Annotated in this window: 25 protein-coding genes and 1 pseudogene; 19 read left to right on the top strand and 7 right to left on the bottom strand. The window is 56.1% G+C overall.

Annotation, left to right across the window (positions count from 1 at the left end; all coding sequences use genetic code 11):
- The 8 genes from tssI to AC1DVF_RS25500 form a co-directional block, all read left to right on the top strand.
- Positions 1–1,577 (top strand): type VI secretion system tip protein TssI/VgrG (gene tssI / locus AC1DVF_RS25535; RefSeq protein ID WP_477783354.1); only part of this gene is annotated, 1,577 nt, incomplete at its 5' end.
- Positions 1,568–2,431, top strand: coding sequence for a DUF4123 domain-containing protein (locus AC1DVF_RS25530; protein ID WP_186621506.1), 864 nt, complete (start codon positions 1,568–1,570; stop codon positions 2,429–2,431). The genes tssI and AC1DVF_RS25530, both read left to right, overlap by 10 nt.
- Before the next feature lie 32 nt (positions 2,432–2,463).
- The gene (locus tag AC1DVF_RS25525; protein ID WP_477783353.1) at positions 2,464–5,754 is read left to right on the top strand and encodes a hypothetical protein; all 3,291 of its coding nucleotides are present in this window, start codon (positions 2,464–2,466) and stop codon (positions 5,752–5,754) included.
- Positions 5,755–5,771: 17 nt separating this feature from the next.
- Entirely contained in the window at positions 5,772–6,740 is a 969-nt protein-coding gene (locus AC1DVF_RS25520) for a tetratricopeptide repeat protein (protein ID WP_477783352.1), read from the top strand.
- An 83-nt stretch (positions 6,741–6,823) separates the two neighbouring features.
- The gene (locus AC1DVF_RS25515) at positions 6,824–7,774 is read left to right on the top strand and encodes a tetratricopeptide repeat protein (RefSeq protein WP_477783351.1); all 951 of its coding nucleotides are present in this window, start codon (positions 6,824–6,826) and stop codon (positions 7,772–7,774) included.
- Between the two features lie 98 nt (positions 7,775–7,872).
- Complete coding sequence (locus AC1DVF_RS25510; RefSeq protein WP_477783350.1) at positions 7,873–8,814, top strand: tetratricopeptide repeat protein; 942 nt, start codon at positions 7,873–7,875, stop codon at positions 8,812–8,814.
- Positions 8,760–9,779, top strand: coding sequence for a tetratricopeptide repeat protein (locus AC1DVF_RS25505; RefSeq protein ID WP_477783349.1), 1,020 nt, complete (start codon positions 8,760–8,762; stop codon positions 9,777–9,779). The genes AC1DVF_RS25510 and AC1DVF_RS25505 overlap by 55 nt, the downstream gene beginning before the upstream one ends.
- A gap of 5 nt (positions 9,780–9,784) precedes the next feature.
- Entirely contained in the window at positions 9,785–10,756 is a 972-nt protein-coding gene (locus AC1DVF_RS25500) for a tetratricopeptide repeat protein (protein ID WP_477783348.1), read from the top strand.
- 108 nt (positions 10,757–10,864) lie between these two features.
- On the opposite strand, the gene AC1DVF_RS25495 is transcribed toward AC1DVF_RS25500, so the two are convergent.
- Together AC1DVF_RS25495 and AC1DVF_RS25490 are read right to left on the bottom strand one after the other, a co-directional pair.
- Positions 10,865–11,161: a hypothetical protein gene (locus tag AC1DVF_RS25495; RefSeq protein WP_477783347.1), complete on the bottom strand. Its 297-nt coding sequence runs from the start codon at positions 11,159–11,161 to the stop codon at positions 10,865–10,867.
- A 205-nt stretch (positions 11,162–11,366) separates the two neighbouring features.
- Entirely contained in the window at positions 11,367–11,642 is a 276-nt protein-coding gene (locus AC1DVF_RS25490; RefSeq protein ID WP_477783346.1) for a hypothetical protein, read from the bottom strand.
- 14 nt (positions 11,643–11,656) lie between these two features.
- On the opposite strand from AC1DVF_RS25490, the gene AC1DVF_RS25485 reads away from it, so the two are divergent.
- Together AC1DVF_RS25485 and AC1DVF_RS25480 are read left to right on the top strand one after the other, a co-directional pair.
- Positions 11,657–11,926: a DUF2790 domain-containing protein gene (locus AC1DVF_RS25485; RefSeq protein WP_477783345.1), complete on the top strand. Its 270-nt coding sequence runs from the start codon at positions 11,657–11,659 to the stop codon at positions 11,924–11,926.
- Positions 11,927–12,015: 89 nt separating this feature from the next.
- The gene (locus tag AC1DVF_RS25480; RefSeq protein WP_477783344.1) at positions 12,016–12,414 is read left to right on the top strand and encodes a hypothetical protein; all 399 of its coding nucleotides are present in this window, start codon (positions 12,016–12,018) and stop codon (positions 12,412–12,414) included.
- On the opposite strand, the gene AC1DVF_RS25475 is transcribed toward AC1DVF_RS25480, so the two are convergent.
- Positions 12,411–12,680, bottom strand: coding sequence for a DUF1652 domain-containing protein (locus AC1DVF_RS25475; RefSeq protein WP_093431200.1), 270 nt, complete (start codon positions 12,678–12,680; stop codon positions 12,411–12,413). The two genes, AC1DVF_RS25480 and AC1DVF_RS25475, sit on opposite strands and share 4 nt — an antisense overlap.
- Positions 12,681–13,048: 368 nt before the next feature.
- Between AC1DVF_RS25475 and eco the strand changes: the two genes are divergently transcribed.
- Both eco and AC1DVF_RS25465 read left to right on the top strand, forming a co-directional pair.
- Positions 13,049–13,534: a serine protease inhibitor ecotin gene (gene eco, locus AC1DVF_RS25470; protein WP_122599955.1), complete on the top strand. Its 486-nt coding sequence runs from the start codon at positions 13,049–13,051 to the stop codon at positions 13,532–13,534.
- A 21-nt stretch (positions 13,535–13,555) separates the two neighbouring features.
- Positions 13,556–13,861 carry an NIPSNAP family protein gene (locus tag AC1DVF_RS25465; RefSeq protein ID WP_477783355.1) on the top strand — a complete coding sequence of 102 codons (306 nt, stop codon included), beginning with the start codon at positions 13,556–13,558 and terminating at the stop codon, positions 13,859–13,861.
- Between the two features lie 24 nt (positions 13,862–13,885).
- Here AC1DVF_RS25465 and ilvA read toward each other — a convergent pair.
- Positions 13,886–14,881 (bottom strand): annotated as a pseudogene (gene ilvA / locus AC1DVF_RS25460) (threonine ammonia-lyase, biosynthetic); the annotation flags it as partial.
- A 249-nt stretch (positions 14,882–15,130) separates the two neighbouring features.
- Between ilvA and AC1DVF_RS25455 the strand changes: the two are divergent.
- Positions 15,131–15,469 (top strand): DUF2834 domain-containing protein, encoded by a 339-nt coding sequence (locus AC1DVF_RS25455; protein ID WP_477783343.1) that lies wholly within the window; start codon positions 15,131–15,133, stop codon positions 15,467–15,469.
- Positions 15,470–15,589: 120 nt separating this feature from the next.
- Here AC1DVF_RS25455 and AC1DVF_RS25450 read toward each other — a convergent pair whose 3' ends face one another.
- On the bottom strand, positions 15,590–16,363 hold the full coding sequence (locus AC1DVF_RS25450) for a class I SAM-dependent methyltransferase (RefSeq protein ID WP_477783342.1): 774 nt from the start codon (positions 16,361–16,363) through the stop codon (positions 15,590–15,592).
- A gap of 159 nt (positions 16,364–16,522) precedes the next feature.
- Between AC1DVF_RS25450 and AC1DVF_RS25445 the strand changes: the two genes are divergently transcribed.
- The 4 genes from AC1DVF_RS25445 to pncA all read left to right on the top strand — a co-directional run bounded on the left by AC1DVF_RS25445 (position 16,523) and on the right by pncA (position 19,036).
- Entirely contained in the window at positions 16,523–17,056 is a 534-nt protein-coding gene (locus AC1DVF_RS25445; protein ID WP_476334557.1) for a tetratricopeptide repeat protein, read from the top strand.
- 90 nt (positions 17,057–17,146) lie between these two features.
- Positions 17,147–17,605 carry a sigma-70 family RNA polymerase sigma factor gene (locus AC1DVF_RS25440; protein ID WP_256573860.1) on the top strand — a complete coding sequence of 153 codons (459 nt, stop codon included), beginning with the start codon at positions 17,147–17,149 and terminating at the stop codon, positions 17,603–17,605.
- Positions 17,602–18,363 (top strand): anti-sigma factor, encoded by a 762-nt coding sequence (locus AC1DVF_RS25435; RefSeq protein WP_476334558.1) that lies wholly within the window; start codon positions 17,602–17,604, stop codon positions 18,361–18,363. The genes AC1DVF_RS25440 and AC1DVF_RS25435 overlap by 4 nt, the downstream gene beginning before the upstream one ends.
- A gap of 46 nt (positions 18,364–18,409) precedes the next feature.
- Entirely contained in the window at positions 18,410–19,036 is a 627-nt protein-coding gene (gene pncA / locus AC1DVF_RS25430) for a bifunctional nicotinamidase/pyrazinamidase (protein WP_477783341.1), read from the top strand.
- Positions 19,037–19,163: 127 nt separating this feature from the next.
- Here pncA and AC1DVF_RS25425 read toward each other — a convergent pair whose 3' ends face one another.
- Both AC1DVF_RS25425 and AC1DVF_RS25420 read right to left on the bottom strand, forming a co-directional pair.
- Positions 19,164–20,465 carry an ATP-binding protein gene (locus AC1DVF_RS25425; protein WP_093431171.1) on the bottom strand — a complete coding sequence of 434 codons (1,302 nt, stop codon included), beginning with the start codon at positions 20,463–20,465 and terminating at the stop codon, positions 19,164–19,166.
- A 4-nt stretch (positions 20,466–20,469) separates the two neighbouring features.
- On the bottom strand, positions 20,470–21,171 hold the full coding sequence (locus tag AC1DVF_RS25420) for a response regulator (protein WP_007912171.1): 702 nt from the start codon (positions 21,169–21,171) through the stop codon (positions 20,470–20,472).
- Positions 21,172–21,447: 276 nt separating this feature from the next.
- On the opposite strand from AC1DVF_RS25420, the gene AC1DVF_RS25415 reads away from it, so the two are divergent.
- Both AC1DVF_RS25415 and AC1DVF_RS25410 read left to right on the top strand, forming a co-directional pair.
- Positions 21,448–22,605 carry an efflux RND transporter periplasmic adaptor subunit gene (locus AC1DVF_RS25415; protein ID WP_099759267.1) on the top strand — a complete coding sequence of 386 codons (1,158 nt, stop codon included), beginning with the start codon at positions 21,448–21,450 and terminating at the stop codon, positions 22,603–22,605.
- A 15-nt stretch (positions 22,606–22,620) separates the two neighbouring features.
- Positions 22,621–25,719, top strand: a complete 3,099-nt coding sequence (locus AC1DVF_RS25410; protein ID WP_477783340.1) for a multidrug efflux RND transporter permease subunit — start codon at positions 22,621–22,623, stop codon at positions 25,717–25,719.
- Positions 25,720–25,763: the final 44 nt, after the last annotated feature.

The following is a 25,763-nucleotide window of genomic DNA, read 5'->3' as shown; positions in this document are numbered from 1 at the left end:
TGTGCGAGGAAGAAGGCATTCACTTCCACTTCCAGCACAGCAGCAGCGGCCACAAACTGGTGTTCGGCGATGACCAGACCGTGTTCCGCAAACTGAAACCGGTGAGCTACCAGCAAGACTCCGGCATGGCCGCCGACAAACCGGTGATCAAGCGTTTTAACCTGCGTCTGGAAACCCGCACCACCCGCGTCAGCCGCCGCGACTACGACTTCGAAAAACCGAAGATCCTCCCCGAAGGCGCGGTGAAAACCGAGTTCGCCCCGGACCTCGAAGACTACGACTACCCCGGCCGCTTCACCACTCGAGAGCGCGGCAAGTTCCTCTCCACCCGCGCCCTCGAACGCCATCGCAGCGACTACAAACTCGCCGAAGGCAAAGGTGACGAACCGACCCTCACCAGCGGCCATTTCCTCACGCTCGCCGAACACCCGCGCGCCGAATGGAACGACCTTTGGCTGCTGCTGGAAGTCTTCCACGAAGGCAAACAACCGCAAGTCCTCGGCGAAAACGTCACCAGCGACGTCACCGACCACAAAAGCGATTTCCACCAGGGCTACCGCAACAGCTTCCTAGCCACCCCGTGGGATGCGCACTACCGCCCTGCCCTTGAACACCCGAAACCAAAAGTCCTCGGCAGCCAGACCGCCGTCGTCACCGGCCCCGCAGGCGAAGAAATCCACTGCGACCAGTACGGCCGGATCAAAGTGCAATTCCACTGGGACCGCGACGGCCAGTCCAACGACAAAACCACCTGCTGGATGCGCGTCGCCAGCGGCTGGGCCGGCGCCGCGTACGGCGGCATCGCCATCCCGCGCATCGGCATGGAAGTCCTCGTCACCTTCCTTGAAGGCGATCCCGACCAGCCGCTGGTCACGGGTTGCCTGTACCACAAGGAAAACGTCGTCCCCTACGACCTGCCGGCGAACAAAACCCGCAGCACCTTCAAAACCCTGAGCTCACCGGGCGGCAAGGGCTACAACGAATTCCGCATCGAAGACAAGAAAGGCGTCGAGCAGATCTACATCCATGCCCAGCGCGATTGGGACGAGAACATCGAGCACGACCAGAAGATTCGGGTGGGCAATGAACGGCACGACACCGTTGAAGCCAATACGCTGAGCGAGTTCAAGGTTGAAGAGCACCGGATTACGCATCTGGATCGGATTAGCGAGATGCGGGCGGATGATCACCTGACCGTGGGTGTGACGCAGCATTTGAAGGTGGGGACTGCGCAGTTTGTTGAGGCTGGGTCAGAAATCCATTACTACGCCGGCCAGAAAGTGGTGGTCGAAGGTGCAATGGAACTCACGGCCAAGGCTGGCGGGAGTTTCGTCAAGGTCGATGCGGGTGGCGTGACCATCAGCGGCGCCGAGGTGAAGGTCAACACTGGCGGCTCGCCTGGGGTTGGGACGCCTGCGGCACCATTGCTGCCGGGACCGATGAAAGTGGCGGATGCGGACAAGGCCGGAAAAGTACTCATCCCGCTTCCAAAGCGTCTGAACGAGTCAGGTATCACGCCGTTGTGCGGAAAACAAAGCAACGGCGCCTGCAGCCGTAAGGATTGCACATGCATGTAAAAGCGCTGAGCGCCCTCCTCGAAGCGCCACGCCATGGGTTCGAGGAACTGCCGAGAGAAAGCTCCGACCTGACCCTGTGTTTCATCATCGATCGCGTCCGCCAGCCGGAAGCCATGAGCCGCTTCTACCGTGTCGGTGAGCCCGTAGACACCCAAGGTCTGTTTCTCAACACCGACTTCGCTGAAATCGCCGCTGAAGGCCCTCTCTGGCTGGTCGCCCCGTGGGGCAGTCGACTCGCAGCCGAAGCGGCAAAGCTCTGCGAAGAAAATTTCTCCGGCATTGCCCTCTCCACAACAGATCCAGCCAAGGCACTGGCACATGCCCGCTGGCTCCTGCGTGCCAACGATGGCTCCGGTGGCCAAAGCCTATTGAGCTATCACAAGCCAAGCCTGTGGGCCGCGCTGGCCTACACCGCTGGTGAAAGTTCGCATCAGCTTTTCGGCCCTTGGCAACACGTTTACAGCCCGGCACCGGTCCACTTCGGGCGCAATCGCGGTCGCTGGCTCAGCTGGCGCCCCGTTTCGGAACTTGAATGGCTGGGCGACGTCTCAGCGTTCAACCTGCCGCCAACAGCGCCAAAGGTTCAGGAGCATCTGGGTTGGGTTTACTGGGCAGACGAGCAATACGCTGCCTACGGTGAACCCACCGACGAACAACTGCCCAACCTCGTGGAAAACCTCAACGTGCTGGTTGCGCACAACATTTACGAAGGTCGTCATTTACTGAAACTGGGCCAAATCACCAACGGCCCGCTGCTCGAGACGCACCCTCAGGCAATGGCCATCCTGCAATCCAGGGAAGAGTCGTTCATCAAAGTGCAGCAGTTGCAGCAACTCGCTATCAGCGCTGCTTGATGACCCGTCCGTAAAGAATGAATGGAAGCAAAATGGAAACTGATATCTCAGTAGCACCCAAGGTAGATTTCAACAAACCAGCTGCGAACCCATCGACTTCAGCGGTACCGGTCGAGAGCAAGCCTGCCCTGGAACTTGATCCCCAGCCTGAAGCGCCTGACAGTTGTTCCAACGCGTTCGACCAGGTAAAGACGGCCTGCTCGACGGAATATGGCGAAGTGATCTACGCCACCAAAGAAAAAATGTTTTACCTGTTGCCTAAGCGTGCGGCCAGCTCGATCAAAGAAGCGATGAATGAACTCGAGCAACATATCAGCGCCAGCAAGTCTCCAGAAGAACGACTCAAGGGGATGAACACCGCGGGGCTTCTGGAATACTTCCTGGAGCCGAAGCTGAGTAATTTCCTGCAAGGCGAGCAAAAAAGCCGAATGCTCGAAATCGAGGCTCAGGAACCCGATATCGCGCAGCCCACGATGGCTATGCGATTGAAGGCTGTCAGCCGAGAGGCTCGAAACTCCGCAGCGCTGGACAAACTGCCGGACCAAAGCGAATACGCTCGCAATCGGGAGCTTGCCAATCAACAGCAAGCGAGCCTGCTTGAAGCCAACTCTGATGGGCAGAAACTGCAACGCCTCTACAACGAATGGAAAAAGCTGAAAGCGGTTGCGGTCGCACAGGCAAAAATTGCTGGCTACACCTACGAAAGCGGCAACCTGTTTTCCCCAGGGGCGATCGAAGCAAGAAATCGCGTGCAAACTTACTTGAAAGCCCGCGCTGCGCTCACCAAGAGTGGCAAGTTGACGACTCTGAAAGAGGCAGACTTTCAGAAAAACAAAAAGGCCTATCTGGACGCCACAAACTGCGTCATCGATGGCAAAGCCCGGATGTGTGGTTATTTAAAGGAAGTCGCCAACGAGCGCGAAAAAGTCGAAAAAGACTTTGCTGCTTATATCGATGCGATTTTGAAAGTTGCCGACTATGGGCTGGCCCTACCGGAATTTGCGCTTATTCCTGACACTGGCGACATCAGCGCAGGTATCGAGAAATTCAAGGCATATCTCGAGATGGAGCAGCGGCAGATCAAGCTCACGGAGCAGATCCGCACGACATATAAAGCCTGGATTGACGCCAGCGGGCAAAACGTCGCGGCACCTGCAGGTATCGTGGAGGCAGAACAGGCAGAATGGCAGCGCATACAGCAAGATCGCCTGCAACTTCGCGATGACGCAGAGGCGGCAGTGGCCGCAGCCCTGCCGCTGCGACATCTGCTGTGGGAGCCCGAGCAATTTCAGCCGAAACCGGAAGAACGCTTGGTCAAAGCAGGCTTTCCTTTGCGCGAAGTAGCACTTTTCAATAGCCCCAACAGTCCAGTCAAACACCTGAGCCTGCTCAATCTCGAAGGCATCACAAAGGTATTGAAAAAGGACGCGAGTGAAATCGGCGCCAAGGCAAGTAAAGACTTGCAGAAACTTCCGGGGAACAGCACCGGGAAAGCAACGTCGGACACTGACGACAATCCTTTCCATGAGTGGCTGCGGCTTGAAGGTGCACTCGCCATCAAAGATCAGCAGAGTGACTGGTTTGATGAGAAAGGCTGGTTTGATGTGGAAATGTTCCACTCTTACCTGAAATCGAAGAACTACAAGGTCGAAACCTTTGAGGATGCCGAAGCCCGCAAGGACTGGGGACTTCGTCTTCGTCAGTTGCTGTTCAAGGAAGAAGTCAGAAGCTCCTTGCGCCTGTTCGACAATAGCCCTCAAGCTCAACTCGTGCGTTGCCTCACACCGCCACAGCCATCAATCCACACCGGCGCCAAGATAACCGGCCCGACATTCAGTGTGGCGGATAACTTCAAAGCCTCCGCGAAGGCAGAAGTGAGTCTGGGCATTGACCTCGCCCGTGGCGAAGTTGAATTGATGAAAATGGATCTTCCGGGCAGAGATCAGGCCCAAGACATCCTGATCCCTTACCTCGACTATGAGAAAAACCGCAAAAACCTGAATCTAGGTCGGTTCTCGATCCACCTGGGCGCTAGAGCCTGGGGATACACCGGCGCAACCCTCCTCCTTTCCTCCAGCGTGCAGTTGGGACGTGCAAACGTACAAGGCGGCCTGAACCTACCGGAAATCACCGACGCAAAACGACCGGATACGACACATGCAACCGCTGCAACCGCGAGAAGCGAACCGGTGCTGGAAGGTAACGCGGCAAAAGTTCGAGTAGAGGACGGCGCCAAAGCCCAGTTCAACCTCTTTGCGGGAGTGCAGGCAGGGATTCTACTGACAGGCGCCTTGAACTGGGCGCCGCCAAAAGAAATCGCAGCATTGCGAACCGCACCTTCACCAGGAATGACCAACAGCGTCAACAGCACCAAAGCCAGCCAATGGTCGAGTCTGGCGCGACTGACCGCCGGTTTTACCGCCGCATACGGCCTCGGTGCATCAGCAGACATCGGTATCTCCTTACACGAAGGCCGCTTCATCATGCGGTTCAAGGCATCCGTCATTGTCGGTGCCGGAGCCGGCGGCGAATTCCAGTTTGAAGTAGGTTATGACGGTGTCACTGACCTGATTAACCTCCTGCGCCGTGAGATGCACAAAAATCAGGATAAATCGCTGATTTTTGTAACCGATGATGCAGCTAATTACATAGACAAACTTAACTTCCTCGGCGCTGCCGGCATGGAAGTAGCGATATTTTATATGCAAGGCGTGGATATGGTGATGTCTTTATATGAGGCGTTAACTGGCGGAGGTAGAGGAGCCATCATTGCCCACACGATTATGACTTATCGCAATCAGAATGAGTTGGAGCAGTGGTTTTTGAATGCTACACCCAATGCGCTCGGCCCTATGTTAATGACATTAACTTCAGCAGCTGAAAGTTTTAACATCACGGGTGTTTCAGCAGATAGTGCTTCTCGAGAGAAGAAATATACTTACGACAGATCGCAGACCCACCTTATTCAACAACAAGCAATTGAAAGGATATTGGGTTGGATTCTGAATAACGCAAAAAAAACAAATACCTTGACGCAAGCTCAAGCACAATTTGAAGAAGCGTGCATCAGCATGAACAGATTTGGCACCAAAGGTCTCGACAAAGGCCAAATTTATTGCGAGCAACGCCTAGCCATGGATAACTTCATGTCCGAGGCGATACTCCGCCTAGTTGACCAGAGAAACGACCAAATGAGGGCCAGATACAAAAAACATGTTGAGGAGCTTGGCGCGAGACTAGACGGATTTTGTCAACGATTTACGCATTATGGCCGGACATACCTTCCTGGCGGAAGAGCAACATATAACGGCCCAAAAGAATAAATGAGTAAAACACAATTATGACAATACTTAAAGCAATTGCCGTAGCGATAATCATCGCACTACCAACATGCGTTTCTGCAACGCTTAGCTCTCAGCAGCAATCAGCGAAAGAACGCGGAATAATACTATTCAAGCAGTATAAGACTGCCGAACCCGAATTACGAATAGCGGCAGAAGCAGGAGATGCTGAAGCGCAGTTTTTTTTAGCAGAGGAAATACGCCAAAACAAACAATACATCACTGATGAAKCTTATAAATGGTATGAGGCGGCAGCCACCCAAGGCGACCTTTATTCGATGATTCGAATCGGCCGAACCGATAATGACCTATGTTTGACAATGAAGAATTGTCCAACAGGAAAAAAAGAACCAAAAGAATGGTTGGCTGAAGCGGCGAGAATCGCGAAAGAAAAATCCGATCGCGGTGATGCGGAAGCTCTTTATATAATGTATGAGTTGACCGCAGAGAGAGAGTGGTTAAAGAAATCAGCACTCGCAGGAGATGCAATCGCCCAATATCGAATGGCTATTGGTGATCGTCAAGGAGAAGGTTTTATTCTTCCATGGAAGCGCCAAGAGATAGTCGAACATTGGTTTTTACTTTCTGCGAAAGCAGGAAACCCTAAAGCAATGATGCAACTTTTTGGTATATATAGAGAAAAAGGCGAACTGGAGCAAGCCCGCTATTGGGTAGAAAAGGCGGCGTCGATTGGATATGAGGCCGGCGTCTATAACTATGGATATTTTTTAGCCGTCGACCCTAAAGCACTCGGATTTACGGAAGATAAAATCAAAGGGTATGCATTAATTTCTCTGCTGAAAGAGCTAGACGGCGGTGGAGCAGCACAAACAGATGTTGAAGAGACACTTCCACAAATTTCAGAAAAAATGACCCCGACGCAGATTCAGGAAGCAGAAGACTTTGCTACCAAGTGGAAGACTACACACCCCCCTCTGTCTTTCTTCCCTGAAAAAATAGGCTTTTAATTTTGCATCAGCCTCTACAATTAAAACCAAGCTCAACTGGGAGACAAAGTTACTTTGAGCCACTCAAAATTTTGACTCTAAGCTTGGCACTTGCATGCATACTGTTTAGCAAACATGCACATTCCGAGCTCTCCACCCAACACGAAAAATCAAAAAACGAGGGGATAAAACTCTACAATCAATACAAAGCTGCTGAGATGCAGTTACGTATCGCTGCGGAAGCTGGAGATGCAGAGGCCCAATTTTACCTAGCGGAAGAACTTCGCAAAAAGAAGCGCTATAGTAATAAAGAAGAAAAAAAATGGTATGAGGCTTCAGCCTCCCTAGGCGATTACTATGCAATGTTCAAACTTGCAACGACTTCAGGAGATCTTTGCTCCGTCATCAATCAATGTCCTCCAGGAAGCAAAAAACCGAGTGAATGGTTAGACCTATTGATAAAAACCGCAACTCCTCGCGCCGTAAGTGGAGATGCCGAAGCAATGGCGATTTTGTACAATGCAACTGCAGAGTTAAAGTGGTTGCAAAAGTCAGCAGCAGCCGGATATGCACCTTCACAGTGGTTACTCGCCAATCGTTATGCCGAGGGCGAAGGCACATTTTTACTTCCTTGGAAGAGGAAGAATGCTGAGGAGGAATTGCTAAAATCCGCCTCTGAAGGTGGCTACCCCCCAGCGATGATTGAATATATATCGATCCTTTTCCAACGTAACGATTTAGAAAGTGTTCGATATTGGTGGGAAGTGGCGGCAAAAACCGGTTACCAAGCCGCCGTTGCAAGTTATGGTGCGTATCTATCCCATACTCCCGACAAGGTTGGCTATTCCATAGATCTAGTTAAAGGCTACGCACTTGTATCCTTGCTTAAAGAACTGGATGGCGGTGGAAACATTCAAGCTTATGTCGAAGGAAAGTTACCTCAAATAGCGGAGAAAATGACGCCCGCGCAAATTGAAGAAGCAAAAAAATATGCGATTGAATGGAAGGCTACTCACCCGCCTCTTTCTTTCTTCCCTGAAAAAATAGGCTTTTAATCTTGCATCAGTCTCTACAATTAAAAACAAGCTTAATTGCGAGACCAAGTTACTTTGAACTACTCAAAATCTTGACTCTAAGCTTGGCGTTTGCATGCATGCTGTTTAGCAAGCATGCAAACTCCGAGCTATCCACCCTACAACAAAAATCAAAAAGCGAGGGGATAAAACTCTACAATCAATACAAGGCCATTTCTGCGATCGATTTTTTGAAAACCGCCGCTGGCGGCGGAGATGATGAGGCGCTCTACTATCTGGGCGAAGCGTTAAGAAAAAATAACCGCCACATGACTCCGGAAGCTAAAAAAGCATACGAAAGCTCCGCAAAAAAGGGGAATATCTACTCTATGATTCGCCTTGGGAGAATTGAAGACGACTTGTGTTCAACCATGAAAAACTGTCCACAAGGTGAAGACTCTCCTAACAACTGGGTAATCAAAGCTAAAAGCCTTGCAATTCAACGATCAGCGCAGGGAGATAGCGAATCAATGTACCTGTTATATGAAATGACAGGCAATGATGACTGGTTGGAGAAGTCAGCAGAGAACGGATTCGCATTTGCGCAGTTCCGTCTGGCGACGAAGTACCAAGAAGGAAGTGGTTCATTTTTACTACCCTCGAGACGCAACCAAGCTATCGAACGATGGATGAAGGCGTCTGCTGAAAATGGTTATCCACTTGCAATGATGGGGTTAGCCGCAATCATGATCGAAAAAAATGATTTAGCCTCGTTCAGAAACTGGAACGAAAAAGCAGCTGACTCGAGCTACGTAGAAGGTGTATTTGGATATGCATCCTACATAGGCGAAGAAGACTCAAAATACGGTTTCGCATTCGACCCAATAAAATCATATGCTTTACTTTCAAACCTGCTGGAACTTAATGGTGGGGGAAATGTAGTACGAGACGTCAATGACACATTACCCGGCATAGAAAAAAACATGTCAAAAGAGCAAATAGAAAAAGCAAAAGAACTCGCGAAAACGTGGAAGACCAACCACCCGCCTCTCTCATTCTACCCAGACAAGCTAGGTTATTAATAGCAGTGCGAGCATTTAGAATTATTTTAGCAATGCTGATCGCCGCTCTTTCTGCAAACAGCTCAGCACATTCGCGAACAAATGAATCAACCCTGGGAATGGTGTTATACAACCAGCTAAAATTAGACTTGGCGATTCGCGAACTAAAAAAAGAGGCCGATTCGGGAAATGTGAATTCACAGTATTACTTTGCGGAGGCACTTCGAAAGCGAAGCCGGTACATGACCGCTGAAGCGCAGCAATGGTACGAAACCGCTGCGAATAATGGTTCTATATTTGCCATGATTCAGCTAGGCCGCCAAAACGATGACCTCTGCAGAAAAATGACCAATTGTCCCGCGAGTAAAAAATCAAGCGCTGATTGGTTGATTCAGGCTAAAAAAATGGCATCAAGCACAGACACCCCTGAGTCTTCGTATTTAATGTATGAAATAACTTTCGATCGTACTTGGTTGGAAAAATCTGCAAACGCAGGTTATGCGCTCGCGCAATATTGGATGGCCGTCGGTGATCGACAAGGTGAGGGATTTTTTCTTATACCTGGAAAACGTGATGAGGCCATCAGCAAATGGCTGAAAGCTGCCTCTGAAGGCGGCAACCCAAGAGCAATGATGGAATACATTGAGATCCTGTATAAAAAAGGCGATCTTGAAGGGGTGCGCCGTTGGCTTCAGGCAGCAGCTGAAACGGGCGATCAAAAAGCTATTAGCAGTTATGGCTCTTACATTGCCCATGCGCCTGACCAAGTTGGTTACCCCCTAGACCTTGTTAAAGGTTATGCACTGATTAGTCTGCTGAAAGAGCTGGATGGTGGAGGCGCTATTCAAGATTTCGTTCAAGATACTCTCGAAGAAATTGGGAGCAAAATGACGCCTGAACAGATAGAGAGCTCAATAGCTGTCGCTGAGGAATGGAAAGCCACTCACCCGCCCCTCTCGTTCTTCCCCGAAAAGCTAGGAAGATAACCAGAATGACCAAATTCTTGACTTGGCCTTTATTAATTGCTCTTTTTTCTTGGGCAGAACCAAGCCCGGCGGCAGACAGCGTCCCTGAAAAAGTTTCAGGAATAGTTCTATACAACCAACTCAAAATTAACGCAGCGACTCAACAACTCCAAATTGAAAGCAACGACGGAAACTCGGACTCTCAATACTATTTGGCGGAAATCATTCGTAAAAAAAACCGTTACATGGCCCCCGAAGCGCAACATTGGTATGAAAAGGCAGCAGAAAAAGACAATATCTATGCAATGATTCAACTGGGCCGACACAAAAATGACTTTTGTCAGAAGATTGGCAACTGCCCTACATTCAAGAAAACCCAAGCGGAATGGTTTGCACAAGCTAAAGGATTAGTTCTACCAAAGGCGCAGGAAGGCGATCCCGAATCCTTGTATCTAATGTATGAAATCACTCTGAATCGTGAGTGGTTAGAGAAATCCGCAAACGCGGGATACTCGCTCGCGCAGTACTGGATGGCGGTCAGCGAACGTCAGGGCGAAGGCTTCTTCTTGATTCCAGGAAAACGTGATGCATCTGTAAAAAAATGGCTTTTGCTTTCGTCGGAAGGTGGATATCCAAAAGCAATGATGGATTACCTGGAAATTTTACATAGAGAAGGCGACACAGCAAGTATTCGCCAGTGGCTTGAGTTAGCAGCCCGCAGTGGTTACCAAGTGGCAGTAAGCAGCTATGGCGCCTATATTTCCCACACTCCGGACAAACTGGATTACCCCCTAGATCTAGTTAAAGGTTATGCGCTTTTTACATTGCTTAAAGATCTAGGTGATGCTGGCGGAATCGGAAGATATGTTGAGCGAAAAGGTGAAGAAATTCGCGAGAAAATGACACCAGCACAGATTGAAGATTCAGAAAGAATAGCTAAAGAATGGAAAGACACTCACCCACCCCTCTCATTTTTCCCTGACAAACTAGGAGATTGACCGCAGCCCCAGCGGTTAGTCGCACAACGCCCCGCTTGCATTAACCGGCAGCAAGTGAATCAGCCCACGTAAATTCGGCTGTTCACCCCTGCCGTTTTCACTAGCCCATCAAACCGGCGCTTTCCAACTCAACATCTGCTGCTGCGCCACCTGCAGCAAATCATTGCCATCCTGCGTCAGCAGGTAAAGCGCATGGGTGATGTGTGGAATGTCTTGCACGTCGGCGTGCTTGAAGCACAGGCAATGCAGGGTTTCGAGCAGGTCGGCGGCGGCGCGGATGCGCTGGACGGCGGCTTCGAGGATGTCTTTCGGGTTGGCTTGGGTGTCGATGAGCAGTGTCGGGGTTTCGGTGACGTTGCTTGTGAGGGGGAGGTAGCGGTTTTGTAGCAGTTTGATTATCGGCATAGGTGATTACTCAATTGGGTCGAAAGTAACCGCCAGCACTGTGACCAAACAGTGGGAGGCGGACTGTGTGCAGGCTTGGTCAACCGAGAACAACCCCAACTCAGCTCGCCCGAAGGCGTCCTGCACACAGCCGCCACAGCTATGCACCGCACGGACACAGATGTCCGCAGCGCAAATGATGGCACATCTGCAATAAGGGAAGGTATCAGGTGACCAAACCCGAACCACTGATTTTGCAGCGGCAACCGACAATAACCACCCGCTCCAGCCGCCGAAAGCAGACAAGGCACCAGCCTTTGTAGGAATTCGCCAAACCTTCCTGAGAAAACCGCCGCACTCCCTGACAGCCGGCGTTCAGCTCGGTTAACCATCCCTTAACGCCGTGGTCAAAAACTCTACTGAACCGCACGCCCTCAGCCATTCTGGCTGTTGCCCAGTGCGGCAGGTTCGGGTGCATCACGCCGAACGCTAGAACCGCCACTCGGGAGTCCTTTCATGAACATTCGTCCTTTATTGCTCACCACCGCCCTCGCCTGCACTGCGTTTGCCGGGATGGCCCAGGCCAATGACACTTCCGCCACGTCCAAAGCCGTGCCGTATCAGTACGGCATGCCGCTGCAGGTGGCCAAAGTGGTGTCGTTGACCGAGCCGCCAACGCAACTGTGCAAAGTGGTTACGGCCGATATGAAGTACATCGACAACGCCGGTAAGCCTGAGGAAATCAGCTACCGGAAATTGTCTGACGCGTGCAACTTCCAGAACTGACAGAAACGTCTGATTTGCGGGTTTGCGGTAGGCGTGGGGAGTTTCGGCGGTTATGCTCGGGGCCCTCCTCACTGCCGCAAGGATTCGCCATGCAGTTGTCGTTTCGCACGTTGTCGGGTTTCACGTGTTCGTTGTGTTTTTTGCTGGCGCTGGCCTGGGGCGTTTTCCCGGAAAGGCTGCTGGCAATCTGGAGCATCGAGTACTCCGACGCAGCCGGGTTTGTCGCGCGGCGCAGTGCGGTGCTGTTTGCGGCGTTGGGGGTGATGTTTTATCTGGTGCGCAATGCACCGCCGTCGCTGGGGCGCAATGCGCTGAGCAACGGGTTTATAGTCGGTTGTTTTGGTTTGGCGGTGCAGGGCTTTGCGGAATGGCTGAACGGCCATGCCGGCCCCGGGATTTTGCTCGCGGTGCTGGTCGAGTTCGCGCTGGGCCTTGGTTTTGTCCAGGCCCGGCGCGTGACGGTCGAACTGGGTGAAACGGTGCGTTAGACGGCTCTGGAGCGTGGGCTGTAGTGATGTGGCGTAGTTTGTTCTTTCAAGTCCGAGCGCAGCCCCGCGATCAGTTCGTTGATTTCACGACAGCCATTGAGGTGGCTGGCGTCGATACCGCTGACCAGCAGATCGACCTGATCGGTCTGGTGATCGCCGAAGACCTTGACGGTCATCGACAAGTCCGGCGACAGGGTGCACTGGCAGCGTTTCGGCAGAAAACTGCTTTCAATGATATTGCGTAGTTCCAAGGCAGACAGAAACATGGCGAAACCCTCTCCTTACTGTGAGATGCCAATCAAGTATTCACGCTGACCGTTGCGGCCCCTGCACGGGTGTGTCCCCGCTGTTTCCCTGGGTGCGACAAGCGGTGGTACTGCGAAATGCCCATTGGAGTGTAGGCGCCCAAGGCCGGTGCGCCGCACTGAAAAGACGCATAAAGCGTGCCTTTCATCGATTCATTTTCACCCTTATCAAATCAAGCACTTGGCGGCGGTGCCAGTATTTGGCTACTTGCAATTTGCAAGAATGGCCTCGGCGGGTACTGCAATTTGCAACTCGACGCTGGTTTGCAATCACGGCCCATGACGGTAAGAATGCCCGTCATTCACCCTACACCCGCACGGAGGCTTCCATGGGTTCTTTCCGCGTTTACGCGACCACCGGGCTGTTCATCGCCAGCCTGTCCACCCTCGCCCACGCCGCCAAGCTTGAAGACGTCGCGCCGTTCCCGAAGGCTGAAGCCGGGTTCACCCGCCAGGTCATTCACTTGCCCAAGCAAGAGCAGGAAGAGAACTTCCAGGTGGAAATTCTTGCCGGCAAAACCCTTGAGGTGGACTGCAATCGTCAGCGTTTGGGCGGCGTTCTCGATGAGAAGAATCTTGAAGGCTGGGGTTATCCGTTCTATCGGCTGGAAAAAGTCATCGGGCCGATGAGCACGATGATGGCCTGCCCGCCCGGCAGCCAGAAGAAACGCGCGTTCGTGCCGGTCGTCGGTGACGGCTTCATGCTGCGTTACAACAGCAAGTTGCCGGTCGTGGTGTACGCGCCGTCGGACGTCGAAGTGCGTTATCGCATCTGGTCGGCGTCGGACAAAGTCGGTACAGCCCTGCAGGAATAACCCGAACAAGGAGTGCGTCGTTTGATTACCTGCCACGTCCGATATGTCATTGATCCGTACCAATTGCCTGAGTTCGAGGCCTACGCCAAGGCCTGGCTCGGCATCGTCGAGCGCTTGGGCGGCACCCATCACGGCTACTTTCTGCCGTCCGAAGGCGCGAGCAACATCGCTTATTGCCTGTTCAGTTTTCCGTCACTGGCGGATTACGAAAGCTATCGGCACATCGCGATGACCGACCCGGAGAGCACCGCACTGGTGGTCAGCCTGGTCGAGAAGAAGTTTATCGTCAGCTACGAGCGCAGCTTCCTGCGCCCCTTGCTGCCGTAAGCCTCATCATGCCGAGACGCCGCACATCGCTGCGCGCTCGGCAACGTGGCGCAGGCTGTCGAAGTTGATATTGGCGCCCGAGTCGATCGCTACGAATGTCTGCTCTTTCACCCCGGTTTGCGCTACGTATTGCTTGATCCCGGCCACGGCCAGGGCGCCGGAAGGTTCAGTGATAGAGCGGGTATCGTCGTAGATATTCTTGATCGCTGCGCAGAGGTCGTCGTTGCTGACGGTGATGACTTCGTCGACGCAAAAGCGGCAGACCTCAAATCCGAACGCGCCGATCTGCGCTACCGCCACGCCATCGGCAAAGGTGCCGACATTGGGCAGCACGACGCGCTGATCGGCTTCGAGCGCGGCCTTCAGGCACGCTGAGTGTTCGGATTCGACGCCGATGATCCGCACTTCCGGGCGCAGGTATTTGACGTACGCCGCGATGCCGGCGATCAGACCGCCACCACCTACCGGGATAAAAATCGCATCCAGCGAACCTTGATGCTGACGAAGAATTTCCATCGCCACAGTGCCCTGCCCGGCGATCACCTCCGGGTCATCGAACGGCGACACGAAGGTGCGTCCGCTCTGTTCTGCCAGTTGCAGCGCATGCGCCAGGGCGAACGGGAAACTCTCGCCATGCAGCAACGCTTCAGCGCCACGACTGCGCACACCCAGCACTTTCAGTTCCGGCGTTGTCGCTGGCATAACGATGGTCGCCGCAATCCCGAGTTCGCGTGCTGCCAACGCCACACCTTGCGCGTGATTGCCGGCCGATGCAGTGATCACCCCGCACGCCTTTTGCTCCTCGGTGAGTTGCACCAGTTTGTTGTAGGCGCCACGGATCTTGAAGGAGAACGTCGGTTGCAGGTCTTCACGCTTGAGCAGAATCCGGTTGCCCAGCGCCTCCGACAGCGCCGGCGCCGCTTGCAAAGGCGTGCGCACCGCGAGGTCGTACACCGGCGCGGCGAGGATCTTTTTCACGTAGTGCTCAAGCAGGGTTTGCTGATCGGCGCTGTGCGGCATGGTCGTCTCCTGACATTTTTCAAAACCCCGGAGACAGAAAGTAAAAACCCGCCTCTAGGGCGGGTTRGGTGCTGCAGTCGTGAGCTAGCCCGCCAAATGAGGAATGGCGGTAATAATCATTGGCTGGCAACGCGATACAGTCGAAGTCATGGGCTGGAAATTAGCCTGTGCGCTATTGGCGAGTCAATGGCCAATTTTGCGCGGCGGCGTTAGTCTGGCGACTCTCTCATCACACCACGGAAGGAATGCATGATGTCGATCGCCCTGCCCCTCGCGGCTTTGCTCGCGTTTAGCGGTTACACCGTTTCGGTGATGCTCCAGGCTGAACAGTCGTTGATCGACTTCGGCATCAGCCTGATGTCGCGGCCCGACACCGCGCAGGTGGTGATTGATCTGTATCTGCTGGCCACGCTGGCGGGTATCTGGATGGTTAAGGATGCGCGGTCGCGTGGGCAGTCGCTCTGGTCGGTGGTGCCATATTTGTTGTTGACGGCGGTTTTCGTATCGATCGGGCCGTTGTTGTATCTGGTGGTGCGTGGGGTTCGCGAGCGGCGCAAGGCGGTGGAAAAGTGCAGCCAGATACTATGAACACCTGAAAACCCTGTAGGAGTGAGCCTGCTCGCGATAGCGGAGTGTCAGCCAAAGATGAGGTGACTGACAGTCCGGTATCGCGAGCAGGCTCACTCCTACACTGAAATGTCTTGGGATTCAGGCCTTTTTTACGGCGACGAACGCCGCCGTTTCATACGGCACTGTCACCACATCCCTGCCACGCAGTTCCGGCTCTGTGGCGATTAACGCACGAATCTGTTCATCGATTTTCGCCCGTTGCGCCTCCGGCAGCGCGGCGATGAAACTGGTGGAGCGCACCCGATTGAGAATCACGTCTTCCGGCGATCCGGTATGGCCATGGTGAAACCGCTCGACCTGCAAAGGCGCGAATGCCGGGTGCGGAAACGCTGTGCGCCAGGCACCTGTGTAATAGCGTGGCGTGTCCCCTTCCAGTGCGTTGACGATGGCATCCAGTTTCGGCACCCAACTGACGTCGGTGTCACGCAGGTTCCAGATCAGCCCCAACTTGCCTCCGGGCTTGAGTACTCGAGCGATTTCGGTCAGCGCCTCGGCACTGGCGAACCAGTGAAACGCTTGCGCGCAAATCACCGCATCGACTGAAGCGTCCGGTAACGGCAGATCGGTCGCCGTGCCGCTCACGGCCAGCACATCAGGCCAGGCGTCAGACAGCTTTTCCAGCATCTGCGGCACCGGTTCAACCGCGATCACTTGCGCGCCCGTCACCACCAGACGCCCGGTGAACTTGCCGGTGCCGGCACCCAGATCAATCACCGTTTTATGCCCATCCAGGCCCAGCGTCGCGGCCAACCACTCACTGACCTGCGGCGGATAGTCCGGCCGACCTTTCACATAGGTGTCGGCAGCGCTTTTGTAGCCGGCAGCGGCTGAATGATGGACGTGATCGGTCATGGCAACTCTCCTTACGGCAAAACATCGGATCGACGGCAGACGCTCCCGAGCATAGCGCTTGAATTTACGCTTACCTTGAACAGTCACTGATAAAGCAATGAATAAAAATTCACCCTGTGGTGTTCAAAGTGAACCATAACTTTCTGTGGAGCCTTGCCCATGACTATCCGTTCCGTTATGTTCGCCGCCCCGTTGTTACTGGCCGCGGCGATGTCCAGCCAATTGGCCCTGGCCAATGGCGATGAAGACGCGCCGGTGCAGAAGCCGGAATGCCCGAAAGGCCAGGTCTGGGACAGCAAAACCCAGAAGTGTGTGATGCAAGTCAGCAAAGCACTTTCGGATGCCGACCGTACTGATTACGCCTATCGCCTTGCCAAGGCCGGTCGCTACGAAGAGGCCCTGGCGTTGCTCGACACGCTGAAGCAACCGCACACCGCCAAGGCTCTCAACTATCGCGGCTACGCCACGCGCAAACTGGGGCGCACTGACGAGGGCATCGGTTATTACCTGCAATCGGTGAAACTCGATCCGCAGTACGCGCAAGTGCGCGAATACCTCGGCGAGGCCTATGTGATCAAAGGCCGCGTTGACCTGGCGCAGGAGCAGTTGCAGCAGATCCAATCGATTTGCGGCACGTCGTGCGAGGAATATCAGGACCTGGCCGAAGCCATCAACGACTCATCGAAAACCTGAGCACTTATAAGGGCCGCCATCATCTTCAACGATCAGGCATTCAGAGCAGAACTCGGGCAGCACCTGGCGCGACTGTGGCGCTACGGTCTACTGCTGTCGCGCAATCGGCATGTGGCCGAGGATCTGGTGCAAGCCACCTGCGTGCGAGCGCTGGAGCGCGCCAATCAGTACATCGCCGGCACGCGCATGGATCGCTGGTTGCTGAGCATTCTGCATTCGATCTGGCTCAATGAAGTGCGCGCTCGGCGCGTGCGTCAGGGTGCGGGCCAGGTCGATGCCGATGGACAACTGGCGTTTGATGGTGAGTACGCCGCGCAGACGCATGTGATGGCCGCGCAAGTGATCCGCCGCGTCGATGCGCTGCCCGAGACCCAGCGCGAAACGGTCTACCTCGCCTATGTCGAAGGCTTGTCCTACCGCGAAGTCGCTGAAATCCTGCAAGTGCCGATCGGCACGGTCATGAGCCGTCTGGCCACCGCCCGCCTCAAACTCGCCGAATACCCACCGCTGCAGACCGTGCCGAAATCCACCGAAGGAGACCGATCATGAACCCACCTTCGGATGAGCAACTGGTCGCCTACCTCGACGGCGAACTCGACGGCGACTATCGCCATCAACTCGACAACGCCATTGCCGAAGACTCACTGCTGAGTCTGCGCGTGCAATGGCTCAGTCGCAGCAACCTGCCGTACAAGAACGCCTATGACGAGCTGGCGCAACAGGCCCCGCTGGAGCGTCTGCAAGCGCGGCTGGACGCCATTCCAGCGCCGCAGCCTCCGGGCTTCAATCGCCGCTGGTTTATCGGTGGCGCCGCCGCTGCGCTGTTGGCCGGTGGCGTGTTGGCCGACCGGTTATTCCTCGGCTGGCACGCCGTGCAATCGAACAACTGGCGGGCATTGGTGGGCGATTACATGGCGCTGTATGTGCCGCAAACGCTCGATCACCTGCCCACCGACGAAGCCTCCCAACGCGCGCAACTGCGCACCGTCGATGCGCGCCTGGGCCTGAGACTTGCGCCAGCCACTTTGAAGCTGCCTGATGCCGAATTCATACGGGCGCAGATGCTGGAGTACGACGGCGTACCGATTGCGCAGATCGTTTATCTGGATGCGAAACATGGGCCATTGGCGCTGTGTGTGACCCGCTCGAACAGCGGCAGTCAGCCGTTGGCCCATGAGCGTCGGCGTGAGATGAACGTGGTGTATTGGACTGAACGTGAACACGCCTGGATGCTGATCGGACACGACGCCCCAATGGCGCTGGAAGACAAGGCAAAACTGTTAAAAAGCCGCTTAATCACCAGCTAGTTCCTGCACTCTGCTCAGCGCGTATTTTTCCGAGGATGCCTCAACGATGCCAGATTCATCCCGCTCTGCATTACTGGTGATCGACGTTCAAAACGACTTCACCCCCGGCGGTCAATTAGCGGTCCCCGAAGGAGACCTGATTGTGCCGCTGATCAACCGGCTCGCCCGCCAGTTCACCCAGGTTGTCGTCGCACAGGACTGGCATCCGACCGGTCACGCCTCATTCGCGTCCAGTCATCCCGGGCACCAGCCCTACGATGTCATCCAATTGCCTTATGGCGAGCAGACGCTCTGGCCCGACCATTGTGTGCAATCGACACCGGGGGCCGAGTTTCACCGGGAACTTGACCTGCCTCACGCCCAACTGATCATTCGCAAGGGCTGCAATCCGGATATCGACAGCTATTCAGCCTTTCTGGAAGCCGATCGCCGCACCACCACGGGGCTGTCCGGCTACCTGAAAGAGCGCGGGATCGATACGGTTCACATGGTGGGGCTGGCACTGGATTTCTGCGTGATGTTTTCGGCGCTGGATGCACGGGCGGCGGGGTTCAATACTTATGTGGTGCTGGATGCGTGCCGGGCGATCGATCTGAATGGATCACTGGCGGCAGCGGTTGAGCGGATGCAAAGTGCCGGGGTCGGGTTGATTCAATCCACAGAGCTGGTCTGAACAACACAACCCCCTGTAGGAGCGAGCCTGCTCGCGAAGGCGGTATGTCAGCCAAGTATGCGTTGACTGACCCGACGCCTTCGCGAGCAGGCTCGCTCCCACAGGTAGATTTTCAGCGTCACGCAGCTCAGGCGTTATTGGGCAACCACAGCCGGAAACGTGCCCCGCCCAACGGTGAAGACTCAACGGTCAACGTGCCGCCCTGTGCCTCCAGCGCGCGACGGCTGATCGCCAGACCAAGACCAAACCCACCCGTAGCCCGATCCCGACTGCGATCAAGTCGATAGAACGGCTCGAAAATCCGCTCTCGCTCATCATCGGGAATACCGATGCCGTCATCATCGACCCAGATCTCACAGCCCTCGGCATTGACCTGCACGCCAATCTGAATGCGTTTCTCGCAATAGCGCATGGCGTTGCGCAGCAGGTTCTGGATCGCCCGCGCGGTCAGGCGTGGATCGAGCGAGAAGCGTTCGAGCTGACCGTGCAGCAACACATCGATGACGATCTCCGGCGACTCCAGCTCTTCATCGACACTGCCCAGAATGCTGTCGATGAACTCATCCAGCGACACCTCGACCTGCTCCGGCAGTTGCGCCGGGTTCTGCAAACGGCTGTAAGAAAGCAACTCCAGCACCAACTCATCCAGCTCGCGAATGTGCGCGACCAGTCCCAGCAAGCGCTCGCGGCTGGCGCTCGGCAAGTCATCGGACAGGGCTAAAGCCAGGCCGAAATCCAGGCGCGTCAGTGGCGTACGCAGTTCATGGGACACGGCGTTGAGCAGGTCACGCTGCTGATTGAGCAGGTTTTCGATATCGCCCGCCATGGTGTCGAAAACATTGGCGAGGCTGCCGATGTTGGAGCTCGGGGCGATTTTTGTGCGCTCGCTCAAGTGACCTTTACCGAAGCGTTCGGCAGTGCCTTTGAGCCGTTCCAGATCACGCCAGTGCGGGCGCAGCCACATCAACAGGCAGGCGAGCAGACTCGCGCCGATCAGCACGTTGATGCTCCAGTACAACAGATTGACGTCCAGCGGATCCGGCGGCACGACCATTTGCACGGCGGTGGTGTCGTCCAGCGGCGTCACCGCCAGCGTGCGCCAGCCCCAGTCGCCAATGCGAACGACGTTTTCACCACGGCGCAGGCGTTGCTGCTCGATAGCGGTGAACCCGGCATCGTCGATCCGCGCGAGGACGATGTGCAGCGGCTGAAAATCCTTGTCCATCGACGCCGCCAGCGCCGGCCACTGCTCCTGCGGCACGGCGTGAAACTGACGGGTAATCAGCGATTGCAGACCGCGCGAATAATCGAGGTTGTAAGTGACGAAGCGATCCCGGAACGCCATGACCACCAGATCCGGCACCAGATAGATCGCCGCGCTGTAGGAGACGATCGTCACCAGATACAGACGAAACAGGATGCGAAACATCAGCTCAGCATTCCCACTCTGAGCGGCTGAACAGATAGCCCTTGCCCCACACGGTCTTGATCTTGCGCGCCTCGCCGGCGTGGTCGTCGAATTTGCGGCGCAGCTTGGAAATCGCCACGTCCACCGAGCGATCGGTGCCGTTGAATTCGATCCCGCGCAGACGCTGCAGGATCTGGTCGCGGCTCAACACTTCGCCGGCATGTCGGGCCAGCACCACGAGCAAGTTGTATTCGCCGCTGGACAGCTCGACCGGCTGATCGCGCCACGTCACGGTGCGCTCGGACAGGTCGATGCACAGATTGCCCATGAGAATGCGGTCATTGGCGGTCAGCGGTTCGCCGAGGCTGCTGCGGCGCAACAAGGTGCGCACCCGTGCCAGCAACACGCGCGGCTCGCACGGTTTGGTGACGTAATCGTCGGCGCCCATTTCCAGGCCCAGCACTTGATCGTGACTGTCGTCGCGAGCCGTCAGCATCAGGATCGGCAGCGTCGCCGAATCGGCGCGTAATAAACGGCAGACTTGCAGTCCATCAAGGCCGGGCAGCATCAGGTCGAGGATCACCAGATCCGGCGGATTGACCCGCGCCCGCTCGCGCACATGGTCGCCACGGCCGATCACGCTGACGGAATAACCGTTGCGCTCCAGGTAGCTGGAAATCAGTTCGGCGAGGGCGGTGTCGTCTTCGACCAGGAGGATGTTGGGCATGGGGTGATCCAGATATTGCTGTGGTGGATGTCAGACCGCTTTCGCGAGCAAGCTCGCTCCCACAGTGGTTTTGCACTGTTCACAAAACCCATGTGGGAGCGAGCTTGCTCGCGAAAGCGGTTTAACCGTCACAAAAGAATTCAAGACCTGAAGGATATACGCCCTCGCCCATCCCTGAGCAAAACCCTTACACAATTTCACACAGCGCCTACAAAGCTTCACCGCTAATCTCGGCGTCTGCCCGTAGGATGCGGACATCAATATTGGGGGTTGTACATGTCGAAGAAACTGCTGGCCGGACTCGGCCTGATCGCGATGGCGCTGACACTGAGCGCCTGTGATTCATCCTCGAAAGCCGAGGATCAGGCATCACCGGCCACGGTGCGCATCGAGACGCTCGAAGCGCATCCCCTGACAATCAGCAGCGAACTCAGCGGCCGCATCGCCGCACCACGGATTGCCGAAGTACGGGCACGGGTGGCCGGTGTGGTGTTGCAACGCACCTTCCGCGAAGGCAGCGACGTGAAAAAGGGCGACGTGCTGTTTCGCATCGACCCGGCGCCGTTCAAGGCTGATCTCGACAGCGCTGAAGCAGCGTTGCGCAAGGCAGAAGCCAATGCCTTTCAAGCGAAACTGCAAGAGCAACGCTACGCCCAGTTGATCGATGACAAAGCCATCAGCGCTCAGGACTACGACAACGCCCGCGCCAATGCCCGGCAAACCGCCGCTGACGTTGCGGCCAACAAGGCTGCCGTCGAACGGGCGAAACTGAATCTGGGTTATGCCACCGTCACCGCGCCGATTTCCGGTCGTGTCGGCCGTGCGCTGGTCACCGAAGGCGCACTGGTCGGGCAGAACGAAACCACACCGTTGGCACTGATTCAGCAGCTCAACCCGATTCACGCCGACCTCACCCAGTCGACCCGTGAACTCAACGAGTTGCGCCGCGCGTTCCGTTCCGGGCAACTGCAGGAAGTCGGCCAGGATCAGGTCAAAGCCACGCTGATTCAGGATGACGGCAGCCTGTATCCGCTGCCAGGCAAATTGCTCTTCAGCGACATCACCGTCGACCCGGGCACGGGTCAGATCATCCTGCGCAGCGAATTCCCCAACCCGGATCTCGACTTGCTGCCGGGCAGCTTCATTCGCGTGCGTCTGGAGCAGGCCACCATCCAGAACGGCATTACCGTGCCGCAGCGTGCCGTGCAGCGTGACAGCGCCGGCATTGCTCAGGTGCTGACCGTCGATGAGCAGATGCGCGTCGCGGAGCAACCAGTGCAACTGGGCGCGGTGCAGAACAATCGCTGGATCGTCACCGGCGGCCTCAAGCCCGGCGACCGCATCGTCATCGAAGGCCTGCAACACGCCCGCCCCGGCGAAACCGTGCAGATCGACGACACCCCTCTTCCACTTGCCCAGACCTCTGGTCAGTAAGCAGGACGCTTTTCTATGCCGCAGTTCTTTATCGACCGCCCGGTGTTTGCCTGGGTCGTCGCGCTGTTCATCCTGTTGGCCGGTGCGCTGGCCATCCCGCAGTTGCCGGTGGCGCAATACCCCGACGTCGCCCCGCCGCAAATCGAAATCTACGCCGTGTATCCCGGCGCCTCGGCACAGACCGTCGATGAAAGTGTGGTCAGCCTGATCGAGGAAGAGCTTAACGGCGCAGATCACTTGCTGTACTTCGAATCGCAAAGCAGCCTCGGCAGTGCGACGATCAAAGCCACGTTCCAGCCGGGCACCAACCCGGAGCTGGCGCAAGTCGACGTGCAAAACCGCCTCAAAGTGGTCGAGTCGCGCCTGCCGCAAGCGGTGACTCAGCAGGGTTTGCAGGTTGAAAAAGTCTCGTCCGGTTTTCTCTTGCTGATCACCCTGACCTCCAGCGATGGCAAGCTCGATGACGTGGCGCTCAGCGATTATCTGGCGCGTAACGTGATGAACGAGATCAAGCGTCTGGACGGTGTCGGCAAGGCGCAGTTGTACGGCGCCGAACGGGCCATGCGCATCTGGATCGATCCGCAGAAGCTGATCGCGTTCAACCTGACGCCGGCCGATGTCAACGCCGCCATCGTCGCGCAGAACGCTCAGGTGTCCGCTGGCAGCATCGGTGATCTGCCCAATCCGTCCAGCCAGGAAATCACTGCGACCATTCTGGTGAAAGGTCAGTTGTCGACACCGCAAGAGTTCGCCGACATTGTGCTTAAGGCCAATCGCGACGGCTCCACCGTGCGCATCGGTGACGTCGCGCGGGTCGAGATCGGCAGCCAGGAATACCAGTTCGGTACGCGTCTCAACGGCAAACCGTCGACCGCTGTCGGCGTGCAACTGTCGCCGGGCGCCAACGCGCTGAACACCGCGACCCTGGTGCGGGCGAAGATGGATGAGCTGTCGCGCTACTTCCCGGCGGGCGTGGAATACAAGATTCCGTACGACACTTCGCCGTTCGTCAAAGTCTCGATCACCAAAGTGATTTACACCTTGGGCGAAGCGATGCTGCTGGTGTTTGCGGTGATGTTCCTGTTCCTGCAGAACGTGCGCTACACGTTGATCCCGACGCTGGTGGTGCCGGTGGCGCTGATGGGCACGTTCGCGACCATGCTCGCGCTGGGCTTCTCGATCAACGTGCTGACCATGTTCGGCATGGTCCTGGCCATCGGTATTCTGGTGGACGACGCCATCGTCGTGGTGGAGAACGTCGAGCGGATCATGGCCACCGAAGGCCTGTCGCCCAAGGAAGCCACACGCAAAGCGATGACGCAGATCACCGGCGCGATCATCGGCATCACGCTGGTGCTGGTCGCGGTGTTTATTCCAATGGCGTTCATGCAAGGCTCGGTCGGGGTGATTTACCAGCAGTTCTCGCTGTCGATGGCGACGTCGATTCTGTTCTCGGCGTTCCTCGCCCTGACCCTGACGCCGGCATTGTGCGCGACGCTGCTCAAGCCGATTGCCAAGGGCGAACACCACGAAAAATCCGGGTTCTTCGGCTGGTTCAACCGCCGCTTCGAGCGCCTGACTGATCGCTATCAGGGCTGGGTCGGCTATGCGCTGAAACGCAGCGGCCGTTACCTGCTGATCTACGCTGTGCTGCTGGTTGGACTGGGCCTGTGCTTCGCGCGTCTGCCCTCCTCGTTCCTGCCGGTGGAAGATCAGGGCTACACCATCACGGATATTCAACTGCCGCCCGGCGCTACCAAGAACCGCACGGTGGCCGTGGCTGAACAGCTTGAGGCGCATAACGCCAGCGAGCCGGGGATCAGTGACACGGTGGTGATTCTCGGTTTCAGCTTCTCCGGTAGCGGCCAGAACGCAGCGTTGGCGTTCTCGACGCTGAAGGACTGGTCGCAGCGCAGCAGTGATGATGCCGCCAGCTCGATTGCCGATCGCGCCAATATCGCACTGACTGAAATCAAGGACGCCATGGCGTTCTCGGTGCTGCCACCGCCCGTGGATGGCCTCGGCACATCGAGCGGTTTCGAGTTCCGTTTGCAGGATCGCGGCGGCCTCGGCCATGCGACCTTGATGCAAGCGCGCACCGAACTGCTCGCAGCCGCCGAGAAAAGCCCGGTACTGATGAACGTGCGAGAAAGCGCGCTGGCCGAAGCGCCGCAAGTGCAATTGGTGGTCGACCGCAAGCAGGCCAATGCCCTTGGCGTCTCGTTCGCCGATATCGGCAATGTGCTGTCGACTGCCGTCGGCTCCAGTTACATCAACGATTTCCCCAATCAGGGGCGCATGCAGCGTGTTGTCGTGCAAGCCGAAGGCGATCAACGCAGCCAGGTGGCCGATCTGCTGAAAATGCACGTACGCAATAGCGCCGGACACATGGTGCCGCTGTCTGCGTTCGTGCAGGCCAACTGGATTCAGGGCCCGGCGCAGTTGACCCGTTACAACGGCTATCCGGCGATCGCGATTTCCGGCGAACCGTCGCCGGGGCACAGCACCGGTGAGGCCATGGCGGAGATCGAACGTCTGGTGGCGAAGGGGCCGAAAGGACTGGGCCAGGAATGGACCGGGTTGTCGTTGCAGGAACGCTTGTCCGGCAATCAGGCGCCGATTCTGCTTGGGCTGTCGTTGCTGGTGGTGTTCCTGTGTCTGGCGGCGCTGTACGAGAGCTGGTCGATTCCGACCTCGGTGTTGCTGGTAGTGCCGCTGGGCGTGCTCGGCGCGGTGCTGGCGGTGACATTGCGCGGCATGCCCAACGATGTGTTCTTCAAGGTCGGCCTGATCACCATCATCGGTCTGTYGGCGAAGAACGCGATCCTGATCATCGAATTTGCCAAGAGCTTGTATGACGAAGGTCACGATCTGATTGATGCGACGTTGCAGGCTGCTCGCTTGCGCTTGCGGCCGATCGTGATGACGTCGCTCGCGTTCATTCTCGGCGTGGTGCCATTGGCCATTGCCACGGGTGCCAGTTCGGCGAGTCAGCAAGCGATCGGTACAGGAGTGATCGGCGGGATGATTACCGCGACGCTGGCGGTGATCTTCGTGCCGGTCTTCTTCGTCGTCGTCATGAAGCTCGTACAACGCTTCACCAAACCCCACTGATACCAATTGTGGGAGCGAGCTTGCTCGCGAAAGCGTCGGTCGCC

Source organism: Pseudomonas sp. P4_D7 (genome assembly GCF_056401755.1).
The sequence above is the reverse complement of the archived record's forward strand: the minus strand, read 5'-3'. Positions and strand labels throughout refer to the sequence as shown.